The 23869-nt window shown below is 59.7% G+C and carries 21 protein-coding genes; 13 read left to right on the top strand and 8 right to left on the bottom strand.

Translation table 11 applies throughout. The features are described 5' to 3' along the window. Positions 1–360: 360 nt before the first annotated feature. Both HPQ64_RS10025 and fliP read left to right on the top strand, forming a co-directional pair. Positions 361–2007, top strand: a complete 1647-nt coding sequence (locus HPQ64_RS10025; RefSeq protein WP_246270394.1) for a FliO/MopB family protein — start codon at positions 361–363, stop codon at positions 2005–2007. Positions 2008–2072: 65 nt separating this feature from the next. Beyond that, positions 2073–2771 carry a flagellar type III secretion system pore protein FliP gene (gene fliP / locus HPQ64_RS10020; protein WP_246270649.1) on the top strand — a complete coding sequence of 233 codons (699 nt, stop codon included), beginning with the start codon at positions 2073–2075 and terminating at the stop codon, positions 2769–2771. A gap of 160 nt (positions 2772–2931) precedes the next feature. Here the strand turns inward: fliP and HPQ64_RS10015 are convergent, their stop codons facing one another. From HPQ64_RS10015 to HPQ64_RS09995, 5 genes are all read right to left on the bottom strand, one after another. Next, on the bottom strand, positions 2932–6666 hold the full coding sequence (locus tag HPQ64_RS10015) for a tetratricopeptide repeat protein (protein ID WP_172888196.1): 3735 nt from the start codon (positions 6664–6666) through the stop codon (positions 2932–2934). A gap of 105 nt (positions 6667–6771) precedes the next feature. Next, complete coding sequence (locus HPQ64_RS10010) at positions 6772–7530, bottom strand: MotE family protein (RefSeq protein WP_172888195.1); 759 nt, start codon at positions 7528–7530, stop codon at positions 6772–6774. Next, a complete protein-coding gene (locus HPQ64_RS10005; protein ID WP_172888194.1) occupies positions 7527–8015 on the bottom strand; it encodes a DUF6468 domain-containing protein in 489 nt (162 codons plus the stop codon). Before HPQ64_RS10005 ends, HPQ64_RS10010 begins: the two co-directional genes overlap by 4 nt. Next, a complete protein-coding gene (fliM, locus tag HPQ64_RS10000) occupies positions 8012–9235 on the bottom strand; it encodes a flagellar motor switch protein FliM (protein WP_172888193.1) in 1224 nt (407 codons plus the stop codon). The genes HPQ64_RS10005 and fliM overlap by 4 nt, the downstream gene beginning before the upstream one ends. A gap of 7 nt (positions 9236–9242) precedes the next feature. Next, positions 9243–9749: a flagellar basal body-associated FliL family protein gene (locus HPQ64_RS09995; protein WP_172888192.1), complete on the bottom strand. Its 507-nt coding sequence runs from the start codon at positions 9747–9749 to the stop codon at positions 9243–9245. A 278-nt stretch (positions 9750–10027) separates the two neighbouring features. Here HPQ64_RS09995 and flgF point away from each other — a divergent pair, with 278 nt between their 5' ends. Genes flgF through flgH form a run of 4 tightly spaced genes read left to right on the top strand, consistent with a single transcriptional unit; the run spans position 10028 to position 13305 of the window. Further along, on the top strand, positions 10028–10765 hold the full coding sequence (flgF, locus tag HPQ64_RS09990; protein ID WP_172888191.1) for a flagellar basal-body rod protein FlgF: 738 nt from the start codon (positions 10028–10030) through the stop codon (positions 10763–10765). Between the two features lie 26 nt (positions 10766–10791). Beyond that, positions 10792–11574 (top strand): flagellar basal-body rod protein FlgG, encoded by a 783-nt coding sequence (gene flgG / locus HPQ64_RS09985; protein WP_172888190.1) that lies wholly within the window; start codon positions 10792–10794, stop codon positions 11572–11574. Positions 11575–11587: 13 nt separating this feature from the next. Next, a complete protein-coding gene (flgA, locus tag HPQ64_RS09980; RefSeq protein ID WP_172888189.1) occupies positions 11588–12553 on the top strand; it encodes a flagellar basal body P-ring formation chaperone FlgA in 966 nt (321 codons plus the stop codon). Then, positions 12553–13305 (top strand): flagellar basal body L-ring protein FlgH, encoded by a 753-nt coding sequence (gene flgH / locus HPQ64_RS09975; RefSeq protein ID WP_172888188.1) that lies wholly within the window; start codon positions 12553–12555, stop codon positions 13303–13305. Before flgA ends, flgH begins: the two co-directional genes overlap by 1 nt. 164 nt (positions 13306–13469) lie before the next feature. Here the strand turns inward: flgH and HPQ64_RS09970 are convergent, their stop codons facing one another. The 3 genes from HPQ64_RS09970 to HPQ64_RS09960 all read right to left on the bottom strand — a co-directional run bounded on the left by HPQ64_RS09970 (position 13470) and on the right by HPQ64_RS09960 (position 15958). Continuing rightward, the gene (locus tag HPQ64_RS09970) at positions 13470–14627 is read right to left on the bottom strand and encodes an HD-GYP domain-containing protein (protein WP_172888187.1); all 1158 of its coding nucleotides are present in this window, start codon (positions 14625–14627) and stop codon (positions 13470–13472) included. Between the two features lie 333 nt (positions 14628–14960). Continuing rightward, the gene (gene dksA / locus HPQ64_RS09965; RefSeq protein WP_172888186.1) at positions 14961–15377 is read right to left on the bottom strand and encodes an RNA polymerase-binding protein DksA; all 417 of its coding nucleotides are present in this window, start codon (positions 15375–15377) and stop codon (positions 14961–14963) included. 152 nt (positions 15378–15529) lie between these two features. Further along, positions 15530–15958, bottom strand: a complete 429-nt coding sequence (locus tag HPQ64_RS09960; protein WP_172888185.1) for a flagellar assembly protein FliX — start codon at positions 15956–15958, stop codon at positions 15530–15532. A gap of 250 nt (positions 15959–16208) precedes the next feature. On the opposite strand from HPQ64_RS09960, the gene HPQ64_RS09955 reads away from it, so the two are divergent. From HPQ64_RS09955 to HPQ64_RS09925, 7 genes are all read left to right on the top strand, one after another. Next, positions 16209–17324, top strand: a complete 1116-nt coding sequence (locus tag HPQ64_RS09955) for a flagellar basal body P-ring protein FlgI (protein WP_172888184.1) — start codon at positions 16209–16211, stop codon at positions 17322–17324. Continuing rightward, the gene (locus HPQ64_RS09950; protein ID WP_172888183.1) at positions 17324–17650 is read left to right on the top strand and encodes a rod-binding protein; all 327 of its coding nucleotides are present in this window, start codon (positions 17324–17326) and stop codon (positions 17648–17650) included. Before HPQ64_RS09955 ends, HPQ64_RS09950 begins: the two co-directional genes overlap by 1 nt. Before the next feature lie 2 nt (positions 17651–17652). Beyond that, complete coding sequence (locus HPQ64_RS09945; RefSeq protein ID WP_210260147.1) at positions 17653–18150, top strand: hypothetical protein; 498 nt, start codon at positions 17653–17655, stop codon at positions 18148–18150. A 231-nt stretch (positions 18151–18381) separates the two neighbouring features. Then, positions 18382–18768 carry a hypothetical protein gene (locus tag HPQ64_RS09940; RefSeq protein ID WP_172888182.1) on the top strand — a complete coding sequence of 129 codons (387 nt, stop codon included), beginning with the start codon at positions 18382–18384 and terminating at the stop codon, positions 18766–18768. 107 nt (positions 18769–18875) lie between these two features. Continuing rightward, positions 18876–20699: a tetratricopeptide repeat protein gene (locus tag HPQ64_RS09935; protein WP_172888181.1), complete on the top strand. Its 1824-nt coding sequence runs from the start codon at positions 18876–18878 to the stop codon at positions 20697–20699. 155 nt (positions 20700–20854) lie between these two features. Continuing rightward, on the top strand, positions 20855–22234 hold the full coding sequence (locus HPQ64_RS09930) for a flagellin N-terminal helical domain-containing protein (protein ID WP_172888180.1): 1380 nt from the start codon (positions 20855–20857) through the stop codon (positions 22232–22234). Positions 22235–22442: 208 nt separating this feature from the next. Then, complete coding sequence (locus tag HPQ64_RS09925) at positions 22443–23816, top strand: flagellin N-terminal helical domain-containing protein (protein ID WP_172888179.1); 1374 nt, start codon at positions 22443–22445, stop codon at positions 23814–23816. The last annotated feature ends 53 nt before the right edge of the window (positions 23817–23869 follow it).

The raw sequence follows: 23869 nt of genomic DNA, 5'->3' as shown, positions 1-23869 counted from the left end.
AAAGGCGCAGACAGCGCATTCAGAGGCTGCTTAGAGAGGTGCCGGGAGTGTTCGCAGTGAGTCGCCGCTCCAGTTACTCGAAACAGAAGTTCGTCGCCCATGGCGGCATGCTCTAGACAAACTTCGGATTCACAAGGGTGACTGGTAAATCTGTGTTTTCAGCGTGGTATTCGAAATTGAAATACGCCTCGGTTTTGCGGCTGCCTGCCGGGCGCATTTCAAATTCGCCGCACTAGCGCCGGACCGCATCAGTTGATAGGACCGCCACCGAAGGCAGTAAGGTAAGGTAGCCGCCAATGCCTGCGAACCCGCCCCGGGACAGGGCGGAACCGATCGGCACGAGAACGGGATTCAATTGGTATGAGCGAATGGCTGATAGAAACCTTTGAAATGGACGCCGGCTTCGCCCGGGGCGTTCAGTTCTTCATCGCCGTGCTGATCGTCCTTGCGCTCATAGCGGTTTTCGTGTGGATATTGCGCCGGATCACCGGCTCTAGAATGTCTGGCAATCGCAACCGGCAGCCGCGAATTGCGGTGATGGATGCCACCGGCCTTGACGCGCGCAGGCGTTTGGTGCTGATCCGCCGCGACAACGTGGAACATCTTCTGCTTATCGGTGGGCCGAGCGATGTGGTTGTCGAGCAGAATATCGTGCGCGGTGTACCGGTCAGCGCGAATTATCCACGGCCCGGGCAGCCGGCGCAGATGATGCCCGAGCCTTCGGTGGCCGGGGAACCCGCAACCGCCCCTTTGGCGGCGCAAACGCCATCCCCACCTGCACCTCAGGCAACCACGGCCCAGCAGCAGCCTCCACGACCGGCCGCAAAACCGCAACGTCCCGAAGCTTCGCAACGTCCGACCCAGCCCTTGCGCTCGCCCGCCGCGCCGCAACCGTCGCAGCAGCGCGCGCCTTCTCCCGGTCCCCAACCGCCGCAGGAGCGGCCCGGAGGCTCCTCCTCGCCGCAGCGGCGCGCTGGAGCGGCGGTCGCCGCCGCAGGTGCCGCGGTAGCCCATCTCGCCAAGGACCTGACGTCGAAGGCGCCCCCCGAAAAAACGGCCGGACAACAGGCTCGGCCTCCACAGGACACCGATAGGAGCACCGTGCGAGAGCCGCATCGCTCCATATCACCGCCGTCTTCGGGCCCTGCGGCATCCGCGCGCTCGGCCTACCCGCAACGCCCCCAACAAGAAGCGCCGCAGCCGCCCCGGGCGCCAGCTACGCCTCCCGTACCGCCCAGAGCGGCTGGCGATAACGCCACCTCTCCACGCGCCGAGCCTAAAATGAGCGGCCAGCCCGGTGCCTCGAAACCTTCAGACGCAGCAACCGCCGCACCTCCCGTGGCGCCGGAACGCCCGGCCGGTCCCGATCTCGATCTTACGAGCCATCTGGAGGAAAGCCTGCGCGGCGCGCTTGATCAGCCCTCCGAAAAGCAAAGCGGGGCGGACACGAAAACCGAACCGGAGCTGCGCGCGGTCAGGAAAGAACCGAAGCCTGCACCGCAGCGCGAGGCACCGGAGGTTTCGCCGCAGAAGCTTTTCGGTGAACCTGCGCCCGCCCCAAGTGCGGTGACCGATCCCGACAGGAAAGCCACCGCGTTCAGCCCTGCAGAGAAAAAAGCCGAAACGCCGCGGAGTGAGATATCGGATCCGGCTTCCCCCCGGGACCAGGCTTCGGAACTCGATACGGCATCGAAGGGAACGACGCCTTCTTCCGCGCCGGCAAAAAACGCTGACCCGCAAGGCCGGCCCGGCGAGGGACCGGCTGCGGCCAACGCCGACGTAAAGGCGGAACCCAAAGCCGAAATGCCGCCCGCGCCTAAGGACATAAAATCCGCCGGCGATACCGGCGAACCGATAGACGACCGGAAATCCGGCGAAACCTCGAAGGAAGCGTCCACAGACGCAGCGCCAGAGGCTAAAAAGAATAACGATCCTGTGACCATCGACGCCATTGAAGAAGAAATGGCAAAGCTTCTCAACGAGATAAGTGGAAACAGGAATAAATGAAGTCGGCTATTTTCCGGCAGTTGATCAGGAAGGCAGCGCCTCTCCTGGCCGGTGCGGTTGCGTTGATGGCGCTCGCTGCGTCACCATCCTATGCTCAGGGACTTTCGGTCGATTTTGGCGAAGGAACAACGCTAACGGAACGGGCGGTCCAGCTCGTTGCCCTGCTCACTATCCTGAGCCTTGCGCCGTCGATCATCGTGATGGTGACGAGTTTCACGCGTATCGTCGTCGTACTTTCGCTTCTGCGCTCGGCCATCGGGCTTCAGACGGCGCCTCCCAATGCGGTCATGACGAGCCTGGCGCTGTTTCTCACCGCCTTCATCATGGCGCCTACGTTTCAGACGGCCTATGACGATGCCATCCAGCCCCTTGTCGAAGGCACGATCGAGCTCGACCAGGCGTTCGAGCGCGCAGCAATACCCTTTCACACATTCATGCGTGCAAATGTGAGAGAGAAGGACGTCGGGCTTTTCCTTGAGCTATCCGGTCAGGAGACGCCGGAAACGCCTCAGGATATCAGCCTGCGCGTGCTTGTCCCGGCCTTCATGATAAGCGAGCTGCGGCGCGCTTTCGAAATTGGCTTCCTTCTATACCTGCCGTTTTTGATTATCGATCTCGTAATCGCGTCGGTCCTCATGTCGATGGGCATGATGATGCTGCCGCCGATCGTGATCTCCCTCCCGTTCAAGCTGATATTCTTCGTGCTTGTGGACGGCTGGAACATGGTCGCCGGCAGCCTGGTGCGAAGCTTTGCCGGCGGTTAGAGAAAGCAAGGCTTGGCCGATTGAAGGGCAACGTATGCCCAGACTAGGCGGCGGGAGCGGCTCGCCGTAATTGGGCGCAAACTCTGAAGCCTTAGCCCTCGCCTCGCATTTCAAGCTCTGTCAGGCGGGAAAATAACTGCCCGCAACACACAGCAGGGTATCAGCCTTGCGGTGCGGCGGAGCTGCCGGCATCCGCCGCCGGCCCGATGCTTGCCGCGTCGCCGTCCGTGGCGTTGCGCTTCTTTCCCGATCTGGCGACAAGATTGCCGTTGGAGGGCCGCAGGTATTTGCGTTGATACTCCGACAGGAAAATATCGAGCGAATCCACCTGATCCAGACTGTCAGCAACGGAGAGGAATTCCACACCACGGCTGTTGATCGGGCGGGTTGCCACCTCGAACGCCGCTCCCTGCGGGCTGTCCGCCATCTTGGGAGCGAATTTCGTGCGCAGCCGGTCGAGGGAAAACTGATCTTCGGCAAGCGAGTAGGCGACGGCGGCACGCAAAACATCGGACCGTTCACGCTCGCTGAGCGGCACGTTGTCGCCCCATCGACTGCCGCTCATTTCCTCAAGCTGTTCACCGGCGTCGCGCCAACGGCCCGCCGCCCAGAATGTATCGGCCCGCAGCCGCTCCACATCCTCGCCGCGCATGTTGCGTACGATCTCGAGCGCGAGGTCGGGACGGCCGCTTTCCGTCAGGGCCCGGGCTTCCACGATGTTGCGTTGGCGCTTGAGGGTGCGGGGAAGCTGCGCCTGCCGGGTCCGGTTGAGAACGCGCAAGCTTTCGGCCGGTTTTCCGTTCATCAGGTAGACCACCCCAAGGTCGGCCGCGATTTGAGCGCGTGCCGCGCCCTTGAGGCGGTTGTCGACCTGGTGTTGCAGGAGTTCCGCCGCCTGATCCAGCAGATCAACGGAAATCAGCCGGCTGGCGAGATGGCGCACCATTTCATCGCCGCGATGGCCGACGGGGGTCAACTCGCGGAAGTCATAAAACAGGGCAAGCGCTTCTATCGCGTCCATCTCGTCTGCCCTGCCATCCAGAAAGAGCGATGCGAAGACGGCATTCATGTCTTCCTGGAGAAGGCGCGTGGTCGGAGAATCCGGATCGGCAAGGACAGCAGCCTTCATATTCTCGAATGCCGCACGATAATTGCCCTGTTTTACATAGAGTTTGGACAGCAGACGCAGCGTCTTCAACTCCGTCTCGTCACCGCGCCAGGATGTCGCGAGAGCGGCGAGCTGTTCGATCGCCTCGGTGGTGTTGATCTCGCCATCCCTGTAGCGGATGCGCACAGAACGGTACACTGCCTCGGCCGCATGCGGTCGGTCTATCGAACGCCGTACCAGGTCGAAGGACGTCAGGGCTTCGCGAGACCTGCCCGAGGCATCGGCGATCCGCCCTCGCAGAAGATCATAACGGGCGGCTTGTGCGGGTGAGACAACACTGGGGTCAACCTCAGAAAGAACCTGAGAGGCTTCGCCGAAGTCGTTGGCTTCGACCAAAGTTTCCGCGGCAGAAAGATTGAATTCGTTCTCGATAGAGATCGGATAATTGCCAATCACGGCGCTTCCCCTCGGGAATGCGAGCCTTGCCTCATTCCACTTCGAAAGGGACGCGCTTGCGATCGTCTGCCAAACGGCGGCGTCAGGACTGTTTCTGAGTGCCGGGCGGCTCAGATGTTTTTCGGCAACCTTCGGGCGGCCGGCCAGCATCTGCGCGGCGCCGAGCATGAGGTTGAAGCTCGCGTCACGCTCGATCGCCGGATCGTCCTCGGCGGCCAGATGCATCATGGCAAGGGCTTCTTGTGCGAGGCCATGGGCAAGGTAAAACCGCGCGAGATCCATTCTCGGGCCGCGTCTTTCGCCTTCGGGCGTCGCTGCGATCTTGAATTGGAGGTTTTTCGCACGCGTCAGAAAATCCGGCGTGCTCGCCGTCATGAGCGCGCCCAGATTGATCTGGCCGGGCTGGTCCGGGTCGATGATCGTCTCGAGAACGCGGGTGCCCTGCTGCAAGTGCTCATTGGAGAGATACAGGCCGCGAGGCCCTTCGATCCGCACGACGTCGCCATCCGTTTCGACTTTCAGGTATTCCGCCTTCTTGCGCAGGGCCACGCCGTGTGCCGACATCAGCGCGTCCAGTTCCACGAAGGCCTGCGGCTTGATCAGCCCGCGTGACGGGCCGAAGGCGGTAACGGCGATGATCTCGTCTCCTACAAACGGATCCTTCAGCCGGCGGACATGCTGCGGTTCTTTCATCGGCACGTGGAGGATCGTCCCGCCATCGCTTCGTACATTCCGCTTGATTTGCAAGGGCCGCGAAGGCTCTACAATCGTCTCTCCAAGCGTCAACACCCAGTTGTCACCTTCGGCAGCCACGGTTGCGAGCGCGTTTTTCGCAAGATCGATGCGCACGCTCTGCCAATCTTCAAATTCCTCGATTTCAACCGCTTCGGCGGTGTCGCCGAGCACCGAGCGCATTCCCCTAACATCGACGGGATCGTTGGTGTCGAAAACGAGCCAGACGCTCTGGTAGCGGCGGAAAACCGCCGAAGACACCGGCCTGGAGAACGGAAATACAACCCGCACGGTATTGCCTATCCGGCGCGCCTCCGCGCCGACGAAGCGGCGGGCGTCCTCCCCGTAATCTTCCGGCAGGCTTTCCGGATTGACCTCCTTCAGAGCGTCGGCGCCACTGGCGCTCTTGAGTGCCGCCAGATCGATTGCCGATGGAACCGCCTCGCCGACAGCGCCTTGCCCTTCATCGCCCGGTTCCTCGACATTGCCGGATATGGTCGATCGCTGTTCCTTCGACGGCGCCTTCGCCGTTTTCCCGTCATCGGCCGCAGCGCCGCCAGCATCTTCCGTGTTTGTGGAAGTCGCGTCCGCCTGGGCGCCGGCGGATTTCGCCTGCAGGAGGGCGGCAGGCACCGGGCCGGCGGCGGTTTTCTTCCCGTCGTCCGGATTTGCGGGCGAGCCTTGCGTTTCGACGACATCGCGGGCACCCGCCGATACGGGCGGGGAAAGTTCGGCATCGATCGATTGGTTGATCGGATCGCCGTCTTCGCGTTCCGGCGTCACATCGACGACATAGGCATTGTCCTCGCGAAAAGCGCGAACGTTCACGCCCTTGGCAAGGCGCAATAGAAACTTGAGCTTTCCGTCATCGCTGAAGGAGGTCGCATCGACGATGCCACGCGGCAGATGGGCCCTCAGATCCGAAAGATCGAGCTTCGCATCGTGGTTGAAGGTTACCCTGACGATGTCATTTTCGCGAATGAAGGCGGAATCGAATGCAAGATTCCACTGAAAGGACAGCCTGGTGAACGTGGGATGCGAACCGATACGCAGGTCGACCATGGGTTCGGTCTGGCCGCGCAAGCGCGCCTGCTCCAGGGCCCTCGCCTTTTTCAAGGCTTTCTCCGCGCGTTTCGCCAGTTCCTCGATCACACTGTCTGGAAGGCGCGGCGGAGGTCCGTCCCAACCGCTTGGAAGCAGGTCGATAAAAAGCTTTTCGCCCGCTTCCATCGTGTTGATGCGGAACTCCCGCGTGAGCGCGAAGCGAACCGCCATGCCGTCCGGATCCTGGCGGGCGATGGATACGAAATTCCCAAGCTTTGCCGGGACATCCCCAACATCGACATCGATCGGTTCGTGAAACGTAACGCGCAGGACGTTGTTGGCGACAAGCGCGTCATATTGCGGAAGAAGGCTGCGTTCGGGAAAGGCCAGGACGAGGCGGCCATAGCCCTCCTCTTCCGCCGTCGCCGTCAATTCGGCCTTGAGCGGAGCCGCGCCGGCAAGCGATACGTTCAGTAAGCCAAGCGCCAACGCGAGCACGAACTTCGCGGCCAGCGCAATCACCCTCGGAAAGCCCGATCTGGCTCCGCTTCGCATCTCGTTATCAATCCTCGGCCTGTCGCAACGCAATTGACGACACGAATTTATACCGGCGGGCTTAACGCCGCCTTACGGGGGCCGGCACAGTGAAAATCTTTTCCGTCAATTTCCCTGAATCTTGGGAAGCTCCGGTTTCGCGTCCGCCATCTTCGGTTCCTCGCGGCGAAGCGCGCCGCTTGCCAGGGCGATCGTGAGCCTCTCGGCCGCATCGGCTTCCATTTCGGCCATGACGTCGGCCATTTTCCGGGGCTTCATCTGGCTGGCGACGCGAACGAGGATATTCATGTCGAGACGACTGAAGATGCGGGCGGCGTCCTTGGCGCGCATGGATTCATACATCAGGACGACGTCCTTCAGCTTCTCTTCCTGCTTCTTCTTCTTTTGATCCTCAAGCCCCTTGATCCGGGTTTCCGCTTCCTCGAGAGACTTGATCTTTTCATTGATCCGGTCTTCGGTCGCCTTGAGAAGCTGCTCGCGAAGTTCGAACTTCCGCTCCCGGCTGTCGAGGTCGCGTCTTCGATCGCTCAAGCTTTCAAGAACCCTGCGTTCCGCGGGAGACCCGCCAATCTCAAGCGGCTGACGGCCATTTTCGTCGAAGACGTCGAATGCGGGCGGCAGGACCGCATCCTCGCCTTGCGGCGTATTTTCGGAAATGGAAGGTTGCGCCGGCTGGCCCGTTCCCGCACCCTCCGCTTTCGCCGTTTTCTGTCCGGTAGCGGTTTCGCTCGCATTCGTCTGCTGCGCCACGGCCGTTTGCACCGGTGAGAGGACATAGGCGCCATCCACCGTAAGGCCGATGATTTTCAGCCCCAGAAGAGCCACCGCCGAAGTTACGAGCGCCGGTATCAGTCTCAGCTTCACGCCGCTTTTTCCCCATTACGCTTTCGGAATTGCTCAAGACGCGCCGCCGCTTCGCTTGCAGCATCGCGCAGGTTCCTGACGGAGACGGTCGACGCGGAACGCGGCGCTACGGCGGGCACTTCAGCAGGTGCCGGAACAGGGTCGCCGGCCGGCTTGCTGGCAGCCGATGCGATCTGGCTGATCCGCTCCAGCACGATGCCTCCTGCCTCGATCTGCTCGGCCAGTTGCCTTGAGAGGCGGTCGGCCTGGTTCAGGCGGTTACCGAGGGTCCTGTCGGTATCGCCCGCCGTCGTCTTCAGCCCGACGATCGCCCGTTCGGCGATTTCCGAGGCCGTAATCAGTTCCGATATCGTCGCGCGCAGCGACTCCTCGTCGGCGCGCAAACGCTTGAGACGGCGGTTCAGCGTCCAGCAATAACCGATGGTCACCAGCAAGAGCCCGGCAACCAGAGATTCGATTAGGATTCCGATCGGCAGGTCGCTCATGACGTTTCCATTTCCTTTTGCATCGCGCGCTCGAATGCGGCGAGCGTCATCTTGGGCTTTCGCAAGCCGCGGTTGACGCGAATTGATATTGCATCGTCCACCTTGCCGAGCGTGCCGTCGGTCAGGTGAATACCGCCGCATTTGATGGCGACGTTGTCTTGCGGACCGACATCGAAGACCAGTGTCTCACCGACGTTGAGGCCGAGAACCCGCCCGAGTGGCAGTTGGGTTTCATAAAGAACAGCGTCCACATCCACCTCGGCGGAGTAGATCTCCGTGGCCAGATGGCCCTCCCAGATCGGGTCGCGGCCGAACTTCTCGCCCATGAACATTTGGAGCAGCAGATCGCGGATCGGCTCCAGCGTGGCATAGGGCAGCATGATCTCGATCTTGCCGCCGCGATCTTCCATGTCGATGCGAAGCTCGACCATGATCGCCGCGTTTGCCGGCCGGGAAATCGCGGCAAACCTCGGGTTGGTCTCAAGCCGCTCCAGATTGAAATGCACCGGGGAAAGCGGCGAGAAGGCCTGCTCCATGTCGACCATGATCAGTTCGAGCATGCGCCGGACAAGGTTGATCTCGATCGTCGTATAGGGCCTGCCTTCGACACGGACGGCCGACGTTCCGCGCCCGCCGCCCAGAAGCACGTCGATAATCGAATAAATGAGGCTCGATTCGACGGTCACCAGGCCGAAGCCGTCCCATTCCTCCGCCTTGGTGACGCCGAGGATCGCCGGCAGCGGGATGGAGTTCAAATAGTCGCCGAAACGCACCGAGGAAATATTGTCGAGCGACACTTCCACGTTGTCGGAGGTGAAATTGCGCAGCGAAGTCGTGGTCAGCCGCACGAGGCGGTCGAACACGATCTCCAGCATCGGCAGGCGCTCGTAGGTGACCATTGCCGAGTTGATCAGCGCGCGAATGCCGCTCTGGTCGTCCGGCAGCGTATCCTCGAGGTTGAAGCCGAGGAGATTGTCGATCTCTTCCTGGTTAAGGATCCGGTCGGCGCCGCGCGATGCGCTTTCAAGCTCCGGTTCGCTGTCGTCGATCATCGCCGCCCATTGGGAAGCGATATCGTCAGCGGCGGCAACGCCCTGCTCCTCCAGCGCCGCGCCCCAGGCAGCGGCGAGGTCGACATCTTCCTCTTCATCGCCGCGCTGTTCGGCAAGCGCCTCGCCCCACGCCTCGTCGAGGTTGTCGAGTTCTTCTTCATCCGCCATAGCGCACCTACTGAATCAGGATTTCCTTGAAGAGAACGGCTTCGACCCGCGCCGGATAGACGGCGGTATTGATCCGGCGAAGCAATTCTTCCTTGAGTCGGAACAAACCGGAAGACCCCTCCAGGTCCGTCGGACGCAGTTCGCGCAGATAGATCTGAAAGGCGTCGAGAACGCGGGGAAGGAACGGTTCGATCCGGTCGATGGTGGCGCGATCCGAAACCTCGAGCGCGATGCGCACCTTCAAATAGGTGGCGCGACCGTCGGTCGACAGGTTCACCGTCATTTCCGGAAGATCGTAGAAGACGACTGGCTTCTGGATCGCCGCGTCGTCCCCCACCCCTCCGGTGCCGCTGAATATCGCGCTGTCGGGAAGGAAATAAATGGCCGTTCCGGCAACCGCCAGCAGGACGGCGGCACCGCCGCCGATCATGGCGATCCTTTTCCTCTTGCCGCGAGCCGGCGTGGAACCTTCCCGTTCCTGGCCGGGCTCGACCGCATCCGCTTCCGCAGTCATCCAACCCCCGCTGACTGATTGAGCCCTCCGCAGGCACAAATCTATGGTCGCAATGGTTAACGAGTGGTTACCAAGCCATTAACCATTCTCACAAAGTGGGTAATTTTTGCCGCCCGGCACGGCCTGCGCGGAGATATCTGCCTGCCAAGGGTGTCGGTTCGCCATTTAATTAAATGTTTTCAATAGCTTAAAAAATGGCACGGCACGTGCTTCATGGTTAACGAGCGCTTGTCTGGGGAGACCGGGCGCTCGCTGGGGAGCACAAGGAACAGTTAATTATGGAGAACGCACTTCTTATTGGCCTGTCTCGGCAGACGACCCTTCGTAACCAACTCGACGTCGTCGCCAACAACATCGCCAATATCAACACCACAGGCTACAAGAGCCAATCGATTCTGTTCGAGGAATATTTGATGCCTGTCGCGGAAGCTTCCGACTTCCAGGGGCAGGACAAGACCCTTTCCTATGTCGTCGACTACAAGTCGATCTACGACCAGAGCCAGGGCGCCTTCACGCAGACGGGCAATCCGCTGGATATCGCGATCAGCGGCGAGGGTTTCTTCGTGGTCGAGACGGAAGACGGCGAGGCCTATACCCGAAACGGCGCCTTCCATCTCGACAACACCGGCCAACTTGTCACCGCGGACGGCAAGCCCGTGCTCGGCGATGGCGGCCCGCTGCAATTCGCACCTGAAGATGGCACGATTTCCATCGCCGAAGACGGCACGGTCTCAACGGATCTTGGCGAGAAAGGCAAGCTTCGCCTCGTTCGCTTCGAGGATCCTGAAGACCTCGACCGCATCGGAGAGAACCTCTTCGAAGGCGAGGATGCGGAGCCCGTTCTCAACCCGCGTTTGACGCAAGGCACGATCGAGCGTTCCAACGTTCAAGGCGTCGTCGAAATCACTCGCATGATCGAGATCACCCGCAGCTATCAGGCCGTTTCGAAGATGATTTCCGACGGCAACGACCTCTCGCGAAAAGCGATCGAGGAACTCGGCACCATCCGCGCCTGAGCCGCACGAAAGGAGTTTGAAAAGTCATGAAAGCCTTGCACATCGCCGCCACCGGAATGAGGGCGCAGGAACTTAACGTTGAAGTCATTTCGAACAACGTGGCCAACCTCCGGACAACGGGTTTCAAGCGCCAGCGCGCCGATTTCCAGGACCTGCTTTACCAGAACCAGCGCCGCGTCGGCACCGCCACTTCGGATACGGGCACCATTGTGCCGACGGGCGTCCAGATCGGCTCCGGCGTGAAGACAGCCGCGACGGCACGCATCTTGACGCAAGGCCCGATTGCCCAAACCGGCAAGGACACCGATGTCGCCATTCGCGGAGAAGGCTTCTTCCAGATCCAGCTCCCGAGCGGCGACACCGCCTACACGCGCGACGGTTCCTTCGAACGCGATGCGAACGGCCAGCTCACGACGGTCGACGGTTATCCCGTCCAGCCGGGCATCGTCCTGCCCGAGGACAGCCGCGACATCACGGTCAACGCGGAGGGTGTGGTCCAGGTCGCGGATGCCAACGGAGACATTCAGCAGATCGGCCAGATCCAGCTTGCCCGTTTCATCAACAAGTCAGGCCTCGAGGCGATCGGCGACAACCTTTTCCTCGAAACGGCATCGAGCGGCGCGGCGATCGTCGGCAATCCGCGCGACCCGGGCTTCGGCGACCTTCAGCACAAGCACCTGGAAGCTTCGAACGTGGAAGCGGTGACGGAAATCTCCGACCTGATCGCGGCGCAGCGCGCATACGAGATGAACTCCCGCATTATCCAGGCGGCGGACGAAATGTCCTCCACCGTTTCGCAGCTGCGCTAAAGGGGGCGTGATCATGCTGATACGCCTCGCCGCTTTCGCAGTTTCCAGTGCACTTGGGTTTACCGGTGCATTGGCCGACGCCCCGCTTCGCTCCGAAGTGGTGGTTACGCGCGATATCGTCACCGTAGGCGATTTCTACCCCGATGCGGGCCGTTTCGCGGATACGCCGCTTTTCCGCGCGCCGGATCTCGGCACCAGCGGCAGCGTACCTGCCAGCGTCGTGGCGGATCGGGCGCGCGATGCGGGGTATGAGCAAGCAGCGGCGGACGGTCTCATCCGGGTCCACGTGCGGCGCGACGCCATACGCATAGACGCCCACCACATCGAGGAAGAGATCCGCCGGGAACTCGTCCTCCGGGCCCCGCATCTCAAGGCGTCCACTCTCGAGCTTTCCCTTTCCGGCTTCTCCGGCCCCCGCTTGGCCGATCCCGCCGCTGTGGAGCCGCTCGCAATCGAAAGCCTTACCTGGGACGAAGAGGCGGGCCGGCTCGATGCGGTTGTCGCGATCTCAACCGGGACCGCCAGGGAAACCTTCCGCCTACGCGGCAGGGCGGTCGAACTTGTCGAGGTCTATGCGCCGGCTGCCCGGATCGATCGCGGCGCCGTCATCTCCAGGGGAGATCTGACGGCCGTGAAGCTGCCGCGCAACCGTGTGAACGAACGGATGATCACCGATCCCGAGGAAGCGGTGGGTCTTGCCGCGAAACGCAGGCTTCGTGCGTCCGCTCCGCTGCTGTCGGGCGATCTGCAGCCGCCGGTGCTCGTTGAGCGGGGTGACAAGGTCACCCTTGTCTACAAAGTTCCGGGCATGACCCTGACCGCGCAAGGTCAGGCAATCGCCCAAGGCGGCAAGGGCGATGTCGTCGACATCATCAATCTTCAGTCCCGCCGCACCATTTCCGCCACCGTCGTTTCCCGGGGTCGCGTCGTGGTCGACGCCGGTTTCCAGAGGACAGCCAGCCTCGAGGGGGCACGCTGATGTCACGTACCGCCGTATTTCTCAAAACCGCCGCCGTGATCGTGCTTGGGCTGACCGCAGCCGGCTGCGGCGCCGCCGACCGCCTGTCGGAAGTCGGCAAACAGCCCGCTCTCACCGCGATCCAGGATCCAACGACCATGCCTGGCTACCGCCCCGTGCGCATGCCGCTGCCGACGCCGGTTCCGGTCCACTACAACAACAATTCTCTCTGGCGGTCCGGCGCCCGCGCCTTCTTCGAGGATCAGCGCGCCAGCAAGGTCGGCGACATTCTGACCGTTCTGGTCACCATTTCCGATCGCGCGGAATTCGACAACGAAACGGAGCGCGAACGTGAGGGCACCGACACCTCGGGCGTCACCGGAGCCCTCGGCAACGCGATCGACACGATTTTCCTGCCGGCGGGATCCAGTTCCAGCGATCTGGCCTCCACCGAAGGCACGTCGCGCTTCCGTGGCTCAGGCTCGGTGGACAGGGAGGAACGCCTGCGCACCACGGTTGCCGCCGTCGTCACCCAGGTTCTGCCGAACGGCAACCTGGTTATCGAAGGGCGTCAGGAAATCCGCGTGAACTTCGAGGTTCGCGAGTTGATCGTCGCCGGCGTCGTCAGGCCGGAAGATATCTCTTCGGACAACACGATCCTGAGCGACAAGATCGCCGAGGCCCGCATCGGTTATGGCGGCCGCGGCCAGATCACGGACTTCCAGCAGCCCCGTTATGGCCAGCAGGTGCTCGACATCGTTCTGCCGTTCTGAGCAACGCAAATTTAGCCCGCCGCCGGGAACCCGCCCGGCGGCGGCGGATCTCCCCCGCCGTTCGATCGCTCCCCAGCCAGAACGGCAAAAAACCGGCATGGCGCCTTGCTCCCCGGCACGCCATGCCGGTTTCTTTTTTTTAGGATTTCAAGCCGGGCGGGATTTCAGGCAACTGTCCAGCGGGAGTTTCCCTCTTCCGGCCTGAGCGGGTGAATACCCTCCTTCAGGACCGGGCGGCCAGGCGATTTGGGCAGAGGGTGCCGCCTGGCGAATGCCGTGTCGAGGACGATGGGCCTAAAAGCGGCAAGCAATCCGGCGTCGATCTTGGAGCCCGCCATTCCGGCCATGATCGCGATTGCCTCCGCCGGAGATTTCGCGGGCCTGTAGGCGCGTCGTTCCGTCAGCGCGGCGAAGGTATCGGCGATGGTCACCATCCGGCTGAGCGGCGATATCCGCTCTCCTTTGAGGCCGAATGGATAGCCGGAACCGTCCAGATATTCGTGATGGGAACGGACTGCCTGAACGACAACCGGCTCCACGCCGCCCTGCATTCGCAGGATCTTCGCTCCAAGTTCGGGGTGTTCCCTTATCCTTGCGACCTCGCCATGATCAAGGCGGCCTGCCTTCTCCTGAAGGCTCACGGGGATCAGCATCTTGCCGATATCGTGCAGGAGGCCGGTCATCGCCAGAAGCCGGAGGTCTTCCTCGGCAAGGTCCAGCGCCTGACCAAGCGCGGCGGCATAACCGGCAACCGCAATGGAGTGCCGGCACGTCGGGTCGTGGTGCAGGCTGGCCGCCTTGACCATCTGACCAACCCCTTCGATGCTGACCGCATGCGATACCTTGCCCGCGCCCGGCAAAGCGCGCGAAATTCGTACCGGTTTGAGTTGCCTGAGCTCGGAACCGATTGCCAAAAGCGCCTTGCTGCATGCGAAGAATGTGTCACCCGCGAGCGGCGCCGCCTTCTCAAGCGCCGCTTTGTAGTCTTCCTCGAAGATCGCCGAAACCGCGTCCTGCACAGCCGGCGAGCCGTCGTCCAGAAAGACGATCCGCTTGAAACCGAAGGCTTCGGCCTGCATGGCCCGCGCACGCTCCGACCGCGAGCGGATCGCGAAGATCGACTTTCGGCAGATTTCCACTTCTTCGCAAAGCGCGCGCACCTGACGGATTTCGACGGGGCCAAAGTTGCCCAGCGAGAAGATCACGGCGGGAACATCGGCCAGATCGTCCACCGACGTCATGGCGAGGGGATGTACTTCGGAGGGGTACACCTGATCGATCATCTTCGCGGCGACTGATGCGCCCGAAGGTCTATCAGACAAGATGAAAACTTCGCCCATCGCTAGTGACCGGTATCTTTTATTCGTTTTACCCAATCAAGCTATCATAAATTACTTACTGAACGTGAATTGAAGAAAATGAAGGAGGTTATATTTAAATTAACAATCCATTTACTCTGCACGGCGGAGAGAATCGAAATTACGCTCCCGACATCCAGGCGTGACCTAGCCGCCCTTCTGAATCCGCCGATGACCACCTGTTTCGAACTTATATGCTCCCCGCATCAGGCAACTCGCACCCTGCGCCGATTATGAATAAAAAAGCGCGGGCAAACCGGTGCCCGCGCTCAGCCGTATCCGTTGGATCAGCTGAGTTCAGTCGTCCCGATAGACCTTTTCACGCCGTTCGTGGGCTTCCTGTGCTTCCAGGGAAAGCGTCGCGATCGGGCGCGCATCGAGCCGCTTTACCGAAATGGGTTCGCCGGTCTCTTCGCAATAACCGTAGGATCCATCTTCAATTCGTTCGAGTGCGGCGTCGATTTTGGCGATAAGCTTGCGCTGGCGGTCGCGGGCCCTGAGCTCGATCGAGCGATCGGTTTCGGAAGACGCGCGATCTGCGAAATCGGGGTGGTTCTGGTTTTCTTCCTGAAGATTCGCCAGCGTTTCGCGGCTTTCCCTCAAGATATCTTCCTTCCAGGACAGTAGTTTCCTGCGAAAATACTCGCGCTGCCGATCATTCATGAACGGTTCGCCCTCTGTGGGACGATAGTCGGCTTCAATATCCACCGTCATATCCAACTCCGGCTACCTTTAAGGCGGGTCGGAATATAGCGGCAGGCATTGCCAACGACAATCTTGTGATGGTGAATTTTCCGTAACAAAAAACTTTATTGCGTCAGATGGTTAGCGAAAATCGCCGGGAAACGCTTCGAATTATCCACCGATCAGTCGGTGAATCGGCCCAATTTCGCAAGTTCTACGCGGGCCCGAAGCTCGATCTCATCGACCACCGCTTCCACATCCGCGTCGTCGCCCGGGCGGCGGCTTTTCAGCATGGCGATCAGGCGCTGCAGCCTCTCCGGCGCCACTTTGCCACCGAGCAATTCCACTTTCAGGTTTTCAAGCGCATCGAGAAGATCATTACCATGGCGCAAAGCGCGTTTGCGCCCGCTCGTGGCATCCTCGACCGATTGTAACGCAAGCACGGCGCTCAGGCTCGTTACCGTCGCGCCTCCTCCCGCCGCCGGCGCTGCCTGGGCCTGGGTCGATGTCTCTGCGTCAGACGGAGCGAAAGCGCTCCCGCTCGCCGGGCGCCTGCGCGCCGCGGCTTTCGTTTGTGTTGGGGAAAGGCTCTGAAATCCCGATATCCGCATTTCACACGCTCGTTCTGCCAGCCGGCGCCCGGCCGCTTGCGGATATAATTTTCCGTCATGGTAAATCCTTCGTTAATCGGCGGGTAAATTTTGCCCGTCTGTCGATGGCCTTTTGCGAGTCTGAGGGAGCGAAAATCAAAATTTCTTATTAAATTGAATGGATTACCTTATTTCGCAAACCTGCGGATCAAGTTGGCATGACATTCGCTTCAGTGTCCGCAAGACAATTTCAACGCGGAACGGAAGCTCCATGTCGTCGAATTTCCTTCTACGCTCATTCCTGTCGCTTTTTGCGCTGGCAATCCTCGCCGTGCCGGCATCTTCGGCCTCGCGCATCAAGGATATCGCCGATTTCGAAGGTATTCGGGATAACCAGCTGATCGGCTACGGCCTTGTCGTCGGCCTTCAGGGCACGGGCGATTCCTTGCGCAACGCTCCTTTCACCCGGCAAAGTCTGCAGGCCATGCTTGAGCGGCTCGGCGTCAATACGCGCGGTTTCGACCTCAATACGGAAAATGTTGCCGCAGTCATGGTAACGGCGAACCTGCCGGCTTTTTCCACCCATGGTACGCGCATCGACGTTTCCGTCAGCGCGCTTGGCGACGCGGAAAGCCTGCAGGGTGGCACACTTCTCGTAACCCCTCTCCTGGGTGCCGACGGCGAGGTCTATGCAATCGCCCAAGGGCCGGTCGCGATCGGCGGCTTTTCCGCTGCCGGACAGGCCGCCTCCATCGTCCGTGGCGTACCGACTTCCGGACGCATCGCGAACGGCGCGCTCGTCGAGCGCGAAATCGAGTTCAGGCTCGCGTCGATGACCAGCCTTCGTCTTGCGCTTCGCAATCCGGACCTCACCACAAGCCGGCGCATCGCGCTGGCCATCAACGAACTGATCGGCCTTCCGACGGCGGAGCCGCTGGACCCGGCCACCGTACGCATTGGCCTGCCGCGCGATTTCGACGGCAATATCGTCGATCTTCTGACCGACATCGAGCAGCTTGTCGTCGAGCCTGATCTGCCGGCCCGCGTCGTGATCGACGAAAATTCCGGCATCATCGTCATGGGCCAGAACGTGAAAGTGTCGACGGTGGCGGTCGCGCAGGGCAACCTCACCGTTCGCATCGCCGAAACGCCCGAGGTCTCGCAGCCCCTTCCCTTCTCCAATGGTGAAACCGCGATCGTCCCCCGCACCGATGTCCAGGTCGACGACGAAAGCGGCAATCAGCTCGGCATCGTTCCTGAAACCGTTACGCTGCAGGAACTCGTCAACGGCCTGAACGCACTCGGCATCGGCCCGCGCGACCTGATCTCCATTCTTCAGGCGATCAAGGCGGCAGGCGCCCTCCAGGCAGAGATCGAGGTGCTGTGATGAGCGACCTTCAGCTTTCGAACGCACTTGCGGGCGCCGCGCAACGTTCGCCCTTGAACAGCCTTAACGCGTCGTCCCTGACAGCGAATGGCGCAAAGAGCATCGACCAGGCGGCGCAGGAGTTCGAGGCGGTGTTCCTCAACACCATGCTTGAATCAATGTTCACCGGCCTTGAGGAAGGCGGCGCCTGGGGCAACGGCACCGGATCGGAGGCCTGGCGCGGCATGCTGGTCGAGGAATATTCCAGAACAATCGCTCAATCCGGCGGTATCGGCATTGCCGATGCCGTGAAACGTGAACTCATCGCACTGCAGGAGACCAACTGATCATGAGCCTGTCTTACAAGTCGATCGCCGAGCGCGCGCCCGAGTTTTTCGAGGCAAGGATCGCCGACAGGGAAGCCGCCGAAGCGACCTGCGCCCGGCTCAATGAAGCAATGTCCGAGCTCCTGCGCACAATCGAGCATGAAACGGCGCTGGTGCGCGAGGGCAAACTGGCGGAAGCGGGCGAACTGCAGCCCATGAAGGCGGATCTCATCAGCATCTACATGCGCGGGATGACCTATGTTCGCGACAATTCGGTCGCGCTCGGCAATCTCGCACCGGAAGCCGTCGAAGCCCTCCACCGCAAGCACGGCGAGTTCCAGCCGATCCTGCGGATCAACCTCGCCGTGCTCGCAACCGCGCGTGAAGTCGCAGACGGGCTTTTGCGCAAGGTCGCCGAAGGTGCCGGCGCCAAAGCCGCGCCGAAGACATATGGGCCGAACGGCTCAAAACCCAAGCAGCCCAAGCCGGCGGACGGACTGGCCGTCAATCAGTCGCTTTGAGGGTCGACCCTCCATAGCGACAGATTAACGGGTCGCAGGCAGAAGCTTGCGGCCCTGTTGTTTATGAGATCGCCGAAAGCCTCGCGTAACCATTTCAGGCAGCTTGTCGCCCCGATACGCTAAAAATCACCGCTTTCGTTTAAATCCGAACTTTTTTCCTAACGCGCTGGTTATTCCCGCTTCTCAATGTCCTTCCTTTCAAGGCTATCGGCCGTGTCAGGAGAAGGAAGGATGGATTTCAGCGCCGCTCGCCCGCCGCTCATACCGCTCGCCGCGCCCGTTGCGCGCGAGCCTGCCGCCCCGAGCACGCCTTCATCCGCCACCGCCCTTCCCGCCTCGCAGGCCGTTCCCGTCAGCCAGAAAGTTGAAAAGCCCGCCAACAACACGAAGCCGAGACGTGACAGCGAACGCCGGCGGGGCGAACACAAAAACGGCTCCGGCCAAAGCGGCAGCGATGATCAACGCCAGCCCCCGCCACAGCCCGACGCGGGCCTGATCACGCGCCCCGACGATCCCCAGCCCCACAGTCCGGGCGAAACGCTGCTTCAGTTGCAGCGCGCTTTCCTGAAAGCCACGCAGATGGAACTTACAGGCCTCGGCATCGATAAAACTCTTTAAGCAAGCGCTGCCCCGGCGGGTTTCTGCGTCATTTAGGATTTGCCCGTCCACCTCCAGCTCACCGCATCGAATCAGCTATAGTCCACTCACTTTCGAAAAATGGACTGATGCCGATGCTTGCTTCTTCTCCCGCCACTTTAAATAAGCTGAAAAAAGCAGTTATTTTGCAAAAAAAGGGGGATAACAACGGCGCAATATCCATATTCAAGAAGATACTTCAAAAAGAAAATAATAATGCGGAGGCACATAATTTAATTGGCCTCTGCTATATGCAAATTGGAAAATATAAAGAAGCCGAAGAACATTTTTCAAAAGCATTTGATATATTCCCAAAAAACGAAAAATTTCTTTATAACTACATAAATATTTTGGAAAAAAGGAGTAAATTTAAAGAGCTGACTGAAACCATTCACTCTCTTCCTGATGATTTCAACGCCGACCCTATCCTGCTTCGAAGGAAGGCGCGAGCACTACAACGCCTGGGCGAAACAGTTGAATCCCTGAAGACTTTCGAATTGGCAGTGCGGGCCAATCCCGACGATTTGGATGCAATTGTCGAATTTGCACAAGCCCTTCATCTGGCAGACAAGCCCGAAGAGGCCGAGAAATTGTGCGAGCATGTTCTCGCGATTGACCCCTGCCACAAACGCGCAACACTCTCTCTTGCCGATATCGCAATCGATCAGGACAGATCCCGGTTTGCCTTTGAGTTCCTGGAACAGGCAAAGACATTTCTTGACGCAGCCCAAGACACGGAATTCAAAATCCGCCTTGCCAATGCAAATTGGGGCGTGGGGCGCTGGAGCGAAGCGCTGAACCTGATCGAGGGCGTTGGCGAATCTCTGGCGAAGTCGATGATCCGCGCAAAATGCCTCTATCGACTTTGCCGTTTCGAGGAAGCCGCGGATGAATATAGGAAGGCACTGGAGCTTTCTGAAGATATAAATCACGAAGCGCGCCTTGGTCTTGGTTACTGCTTGCTGTGCATGGGAAATCTTGAGGAAGGTTTCAAACTTGCAGAAGCCAATATGTATGCTAGGGGAACTCTCTGTATCCGACGTGATTTGCCCGTCGAAAAATGGAGCGGTGAAAGCCTGGCGGGCAAGAGCATCCTCATCTGGAATGAACAAGGCGTGGGGGACGCTATTCGCTATGCCTCAATGTTCGCGGAAATCATAGGTCAGGCAAAAAGCGTCATCATCGAAGCGCAACCCAAAACGGTCCCGCTCCTATCCCGCAATTTCCCGGATGCGATTGTCCGCGGCTATAAACATCCATCTTCGTTCTCATTGATGGGGCAACCGGTGGACTATGACGTTCATTGTCCAATAGGAGAATTACCAAGATTTCTGCGCCCAACTCTATCGTCGTTTCCCAAGATAAACTCTTTCTTGGAAGCGGATGAGAACCGGGTAGCCGAAATCGCGAAACACCCGGCATTTGAAACGGAAAAAGTCAAGGTCGGCCTCTGCTGGAGCGGCGCGCTTTCCATTCAAACGAGAACGTTGTCATACCTCAGCTTGGAAGACTTGGTTCCTCTTTTCGAGATTCCAAATATCTCCTTCTTCAATCTTCAGTACAAAGATAGCACGGATGAGATAAAGCGCTTTCACGAGAATCACCGAGTCAACATTCATGACATCGAAGGGATCGACCATTTCGACGATCTGGAATCGGTTGCCGCGCTCGTGCGAAACCTGGATCTCGTTATTTCGACGAGTTCGAGTGTTTCGGAACTCGCCAGCGCATTGGGCGTGCCGGTCTGGCGCTTTGGCCGCTCTGCCGAACCATTGCTTCTCGGGCAGCCAAATATGCCCTGGCTTCCAACGACAACCTACTACCGAATTCCACCCGGTAAAGATGCGCGTGCGATTGTCGGAAAAATTACCGCAGATCTTCAAGCTTTTATACAGAATGACACGAATTGTTAAGCTTAACAAACAACAAATAAGATATGAGTTCTGGTTCAAACAATTAACCTTTCCAATATTTAACTATATATATTTACAGATCGTTTCTCTCACCTTTCTAGTTTTCGCGAAGCAGCGAAGAAGCGCTGTGACCCGAACACCAGAAAGGTACATTTATGTCTGGAGTTACTCTTTCCGCTGGCGTGCGCCAGAACCTTCTTTCCCTTCAAAATACGGCTGATCTGCTCGGCGCGACGCAGAACCGCCTCGCCACCGGCAAGAAGGTCAATTCGGCCCTCGACAACCCGACCAACTTTTTCACGTCCCAAGGCCTGCAGTCACGTAGTGGTGAGTTAAGCAGCCTCCTTGATGGCATCGGCAACGCGATCCAGACTCTGGAAGCCGCCGACAAGGGTATCGACGCAATTACCAAGCTCGTTGAAAGCGCCCAGTCGACTGTGCGTCAGGCCCAGCAGGCCAATACGGACGCCGCAGCGGTCACCAACATTCAGGGCACGAGCAACATCGACACATCCTTGTCGACTGGCAACACCACTCGCGAACGCGCCCTGAACCAGAATCTCGATAACATCGGCTTTACCAACGGCGACACGATCGAGCTTACGGCAACCGACGACAACGGTACTGCTTCGACGGTCACCTTCACACTCGACACCGGCCCGACTTCCGAAAACCGCACGGTTCAGGATCTCGTTGACAAGATTAACACCTCCGGCATCGCCAAGGCCGATGTCACGTCGGATGGACGCCTCGATATCACGGCAAACGGAGCCGCATCGCTCGACCTGACGATCAGCTCCAACGATGCCGCAGCCGGCGCAACCGGCGACGTGGGGCAGAACACCGCCGGTGGAGCCTTCGCCGGTCTGGGCTTTGGCGCGAATGCGAGCGTCGATCTTTCGACCCCTGCCGATGCCGACTTCAATGACCCAGGCGAGACCGAGGTAACCTTCACTCAGGGCACCGGCGGCACCGGCGGCAACTTCACCGATACGCTTCAGATCGTCTCGACCGCCACCGCCTCGGACGCCGACAACACGGACCTCGCCGAGCAGTTCAACGATATCCTGCAGCAGATCGACGAGCTTGCCGCCGATGCCAGCTTCAATGGCGTCAACCTCATCAACTCCAGCGATTCCGAGCTCACCGTCGCATTTAACGAACGGCGCGATGAGGGCGCGTCACAGCTAACATTGAGCGGTGTAGACCTCACGTCTTTCGGCTTGGATCTGACACAGGCAGTCGACCTCAGTTCGCAAGAGGCGGAAGATAAGCTCACGCAGCTTTCGGACGCATTGTCGAGCCTGCGCTCGGCAAGCTCGAAGTTTGGCTCGCAGCTCACAACGGTGAATATCCGCGAGGATTTCACAAAGGACCTGATCAGCACGTTGCAGACCGGCGCCGATAATCTCGTCCTTGCCGATACCAATGAAGAGGGTGCGAACCTCTTGGCCCTGCAGACAAGACAGTCCTTATCAACAACGGCCCTATCACTCGCCTCTCAGGCGGACCAGGCCGTACTCAGGCTCCTCTAGTACCATTAGCCAATAAGCACGCTACGAGGGCGGCGAGAAATCGCCGCCCTTTTCTATTGCCGTAACGTTATTTTTATCTTCAAAATCAATTGCTTCCGTAAGTCACCCATAAGATCCTGTTAACCTTAAATTAGGCTTCACATCCGATCCTGCAGCCACGTCTCAGAAGGAGGCGGTCATGAATGGAAAATCCTAGAAAGGATCGGAAATGTCCGACATTACTCTCTCCGCTGGCGTGCGCCAGAATCTCCTCTCACTTCAGAACACGGCTGAGTTGCTGGGTGAAACCCAGAACCGTCTCGCCACCGGCAAGAAGGTCAACTCGGCCCTCGACAACCCGACCAACTTTTTCACGTCCCAGGGCCTGCAGTCGCGTGCCAACGACCTGACAAATCTTCTCGATGGCATCGGCAACGCGATCCAAACGCTGGAAGCCGCCGATAATGGCATCAAGGCGATTACCAAGCTCGTTGAAAGCGCCCAGTCGACTGTGCGTCAGGCCCAGCAGGCCAATACGGACGCTGCGGCGGTCACCAACATCCAGGGCACGAGCAACATCGACACATCCTTGTCGTCTGGCAACACGACTCGAGAACGCGCCCTGAACCAGAGCCTGAACAATATCGGCTTCACCGATGGCGACACGATCGTACTCACCTCCACCGACGAAAACGGTACCGATTCGACCGTGACCTTCACCGTCGGCGCTGCCAATGACGGTGCGCAGGTTCAGGACCTTATTGACAAGATCAACACCTCCGGGATCGCCAAGGCAGACGTCACGTCCGATGGACGCCTCGATATCACGGCAAATGGAGCCGCATCGCTCGACCTGACGATCAGCTCCAACGACGCCGCAGCCGGCGCAACCGGTGACGTAGGGCAGAACACCGCCGGTGGAGCCTTCGCCGGTCTGGGCTTTGGCGCGAATGCGAGCGTCGATCTTTCGACCCCGGCCGATGCCGACTTCAATGACCCGGGCGAGACCGAGGTAACCTTCACTCAGGGCACCGGCGGTACCGGCGGCAACTTCACCGATACGCTTCAGATCGTCTCGACCGCCACGGCCTCAGACGCCGACAACGCAGACCTCGCCGAGCAGTTCAACGACATCCTGCAGCAGATCGACGAACTCGCCGCCGATGCCAGCTTCAATGGCGTCAACCTCATCAACTCCGGCGATTCCGAGCTCACCGTCGCATTCAACGAACGGCGGGATGCGGGACGGTCGGAATTGACAATTCAAGGTCAGGATCTCACGTCGTTCGGCCTGAGCCTCACCGACGCAACCAACCTCAGCGATCAGGAGGCTGAAGACAAGCTCAACCAGCTTGCCGACGCCTTGACCTCGCTTAGATCAGCTGGTTCTCAGTTCGGCTCTCAGCTCACCACGGTGAATATCCGAGAGGACTTCACCAAAGATCTGGTCAATACGCTGCAGATCGGTGCGGACAACCTTGTCCTTGCCGATACCAACGAGGAAGGCGCCAACCTTCTCGCCCTGCAGACAAGACAGCAGCTCTCCACAACGGCTCTGTCGCTATCCTCGCAGGCGGATCAGGCGGTTCTCCGACTGTTCTAATCTATACAATCGGCAATATTTGCCGAATACTACCGACAAAAAAGGAGGCGGCG

Source organism: Hongsoonwoonella zoysiae (genome assembly GCF_013266695.1).
Lineage (GTDB): Bacteria > Pseudomonadota > Alphaproteobacteria > Rhizobiales > Stappiaceae > Hongsoonwoonella > Hongsoonwoonella zoysiae.
The sequence above is the reverse complement of the archived record's forward strand: the minus strand, read 5'-3'. Positions and strand labels throughout refer to the sequence as shown.

Coding starts and splice junctions, on each gene's coding strand:
- HPQ64_RS10025 (WP_246270394.1), top strand. CDS start 361: ATGAGCGAATGGCTGATAGAAACCTTTGAAATGGACGCCGGCTTCGCC.
- fliP (WP_246270649.1), top strand. CDS start 2,073: ATGGCGCTCGCTGCGTCACCATCCTATGCTCAGGGACTTTCGGTCGAT.
- HPQ64_RS10015 (WP_172888196.1), bottom strand. CDS start 6,666: ATGCGAAGCGGAGCCAGATCGGGCTTTCCGAGGGTGATTGCGCTGGCC.
- HPQ64_RS10005 (WP_172888194.1), bottom strand. CDS start 8,015: ATGAGCGACCTGCCGATCGGAATCCTAATCGAATCTCTGGTTGCCGGG.
- fliM (WP_172888193.1), bottom strand. CDS start 9,235: ATGGCGGATGAAGAAGAACTCGACAACCTCGACGAGGCGTGGGGCGAG.
- HPQ64_RS09995 (WP_172888192.1), bottom strand. CDS start 9,749: ATGACTGCGGAAGCGGATGCGGTCGAGCCCGGCCAGGAACGGGAAGGT.
- flgF (WP_172888191.1), top strand. CDS start 10,028: ATGGAGAACGCACTTCTTATTGGCCTGTCTCGGCAGACGACCCTTCGT.
- flgG (WP_172888190.1), top strand. CDS start 10,792: ATGAAAGCCTTGCACATCGCCGCCACCGGAATGAGGGCGCAGGAACTT.
- flgA (WP_172888189.1), top strand. CDS start 11,588: ATGCTGATACGCCTCGCCGCTTTCGCAGTTTCCAGTGCACTTGGGTTT.
- flgH (WP_172888188.1), top strand. CDS start 12,553: ATGTCACGTACCGCCGTATTTCTCAAAACCGCCGCCGTGATCGTGCTT.
- dksA (WP_172888186.1), bottom strand. CDS start 15,377: ATGACGGTGGATATTGAAGCCGACTATCGTCCCACAGAGGGCGAACCG.
- HPQ64_RS09960 (WP_172888185.1), bottom strand. CDS start 15,958: ATGCGGATATCGGGATTTCAGAGCCTTTCCCCAACACAAACGAAAGCC.
- HPQ64_RS09955 (WP_172888184.1), top strand. CDS start 16,209: ATGTCGTCGAATTTCCTTCTACGCTCATTCCTGTCGCTTTTTGCGCTG.
- HPQ64_RS09950 (WP_172888183.1), top strand. CDS start 17,324: ATGAGCGACCTTCAGCTTTCGAACGCACTTGCGGGCGCCGCGCAACGT.
- HPQ64_RS09945 (WP_210260147.1), top strand. CDS start 17,653: ATGAGCCTGTCTTACAAGTCGATCGCCGAGCGCGCGCCCGAGTTTTTC.
- HPQ64_RS09940 (WP_172888182.1), top strand. CDS start 18,382: ATGGATTTCAGCGCCGCTCGCCCGCCGCTCATACCGCTCGCCGCGCCC.
- HPQ64_RS09935 (WP_172888181.1), top strand. CDS start 18,876: ATGCCGATGCTTGCTTCTTCTCCCGCCACTTTAAATAAGCTGAAAAAA.
- HPQ64_RS09930 (WP_172888180.1), top strand. CDS start 20,855: ATGTCTGGAGTTACTCTTTCCGCTGGCGTGCGCCAGAACCTTCTTTCC.
- HPQ64_RS09925 (WP_172888179.1), top strand. CDS start 22,443: ATGTCCGACATTACTCTCTCCGCTGGCGTGCGCCAGAATCTCCTCTCA.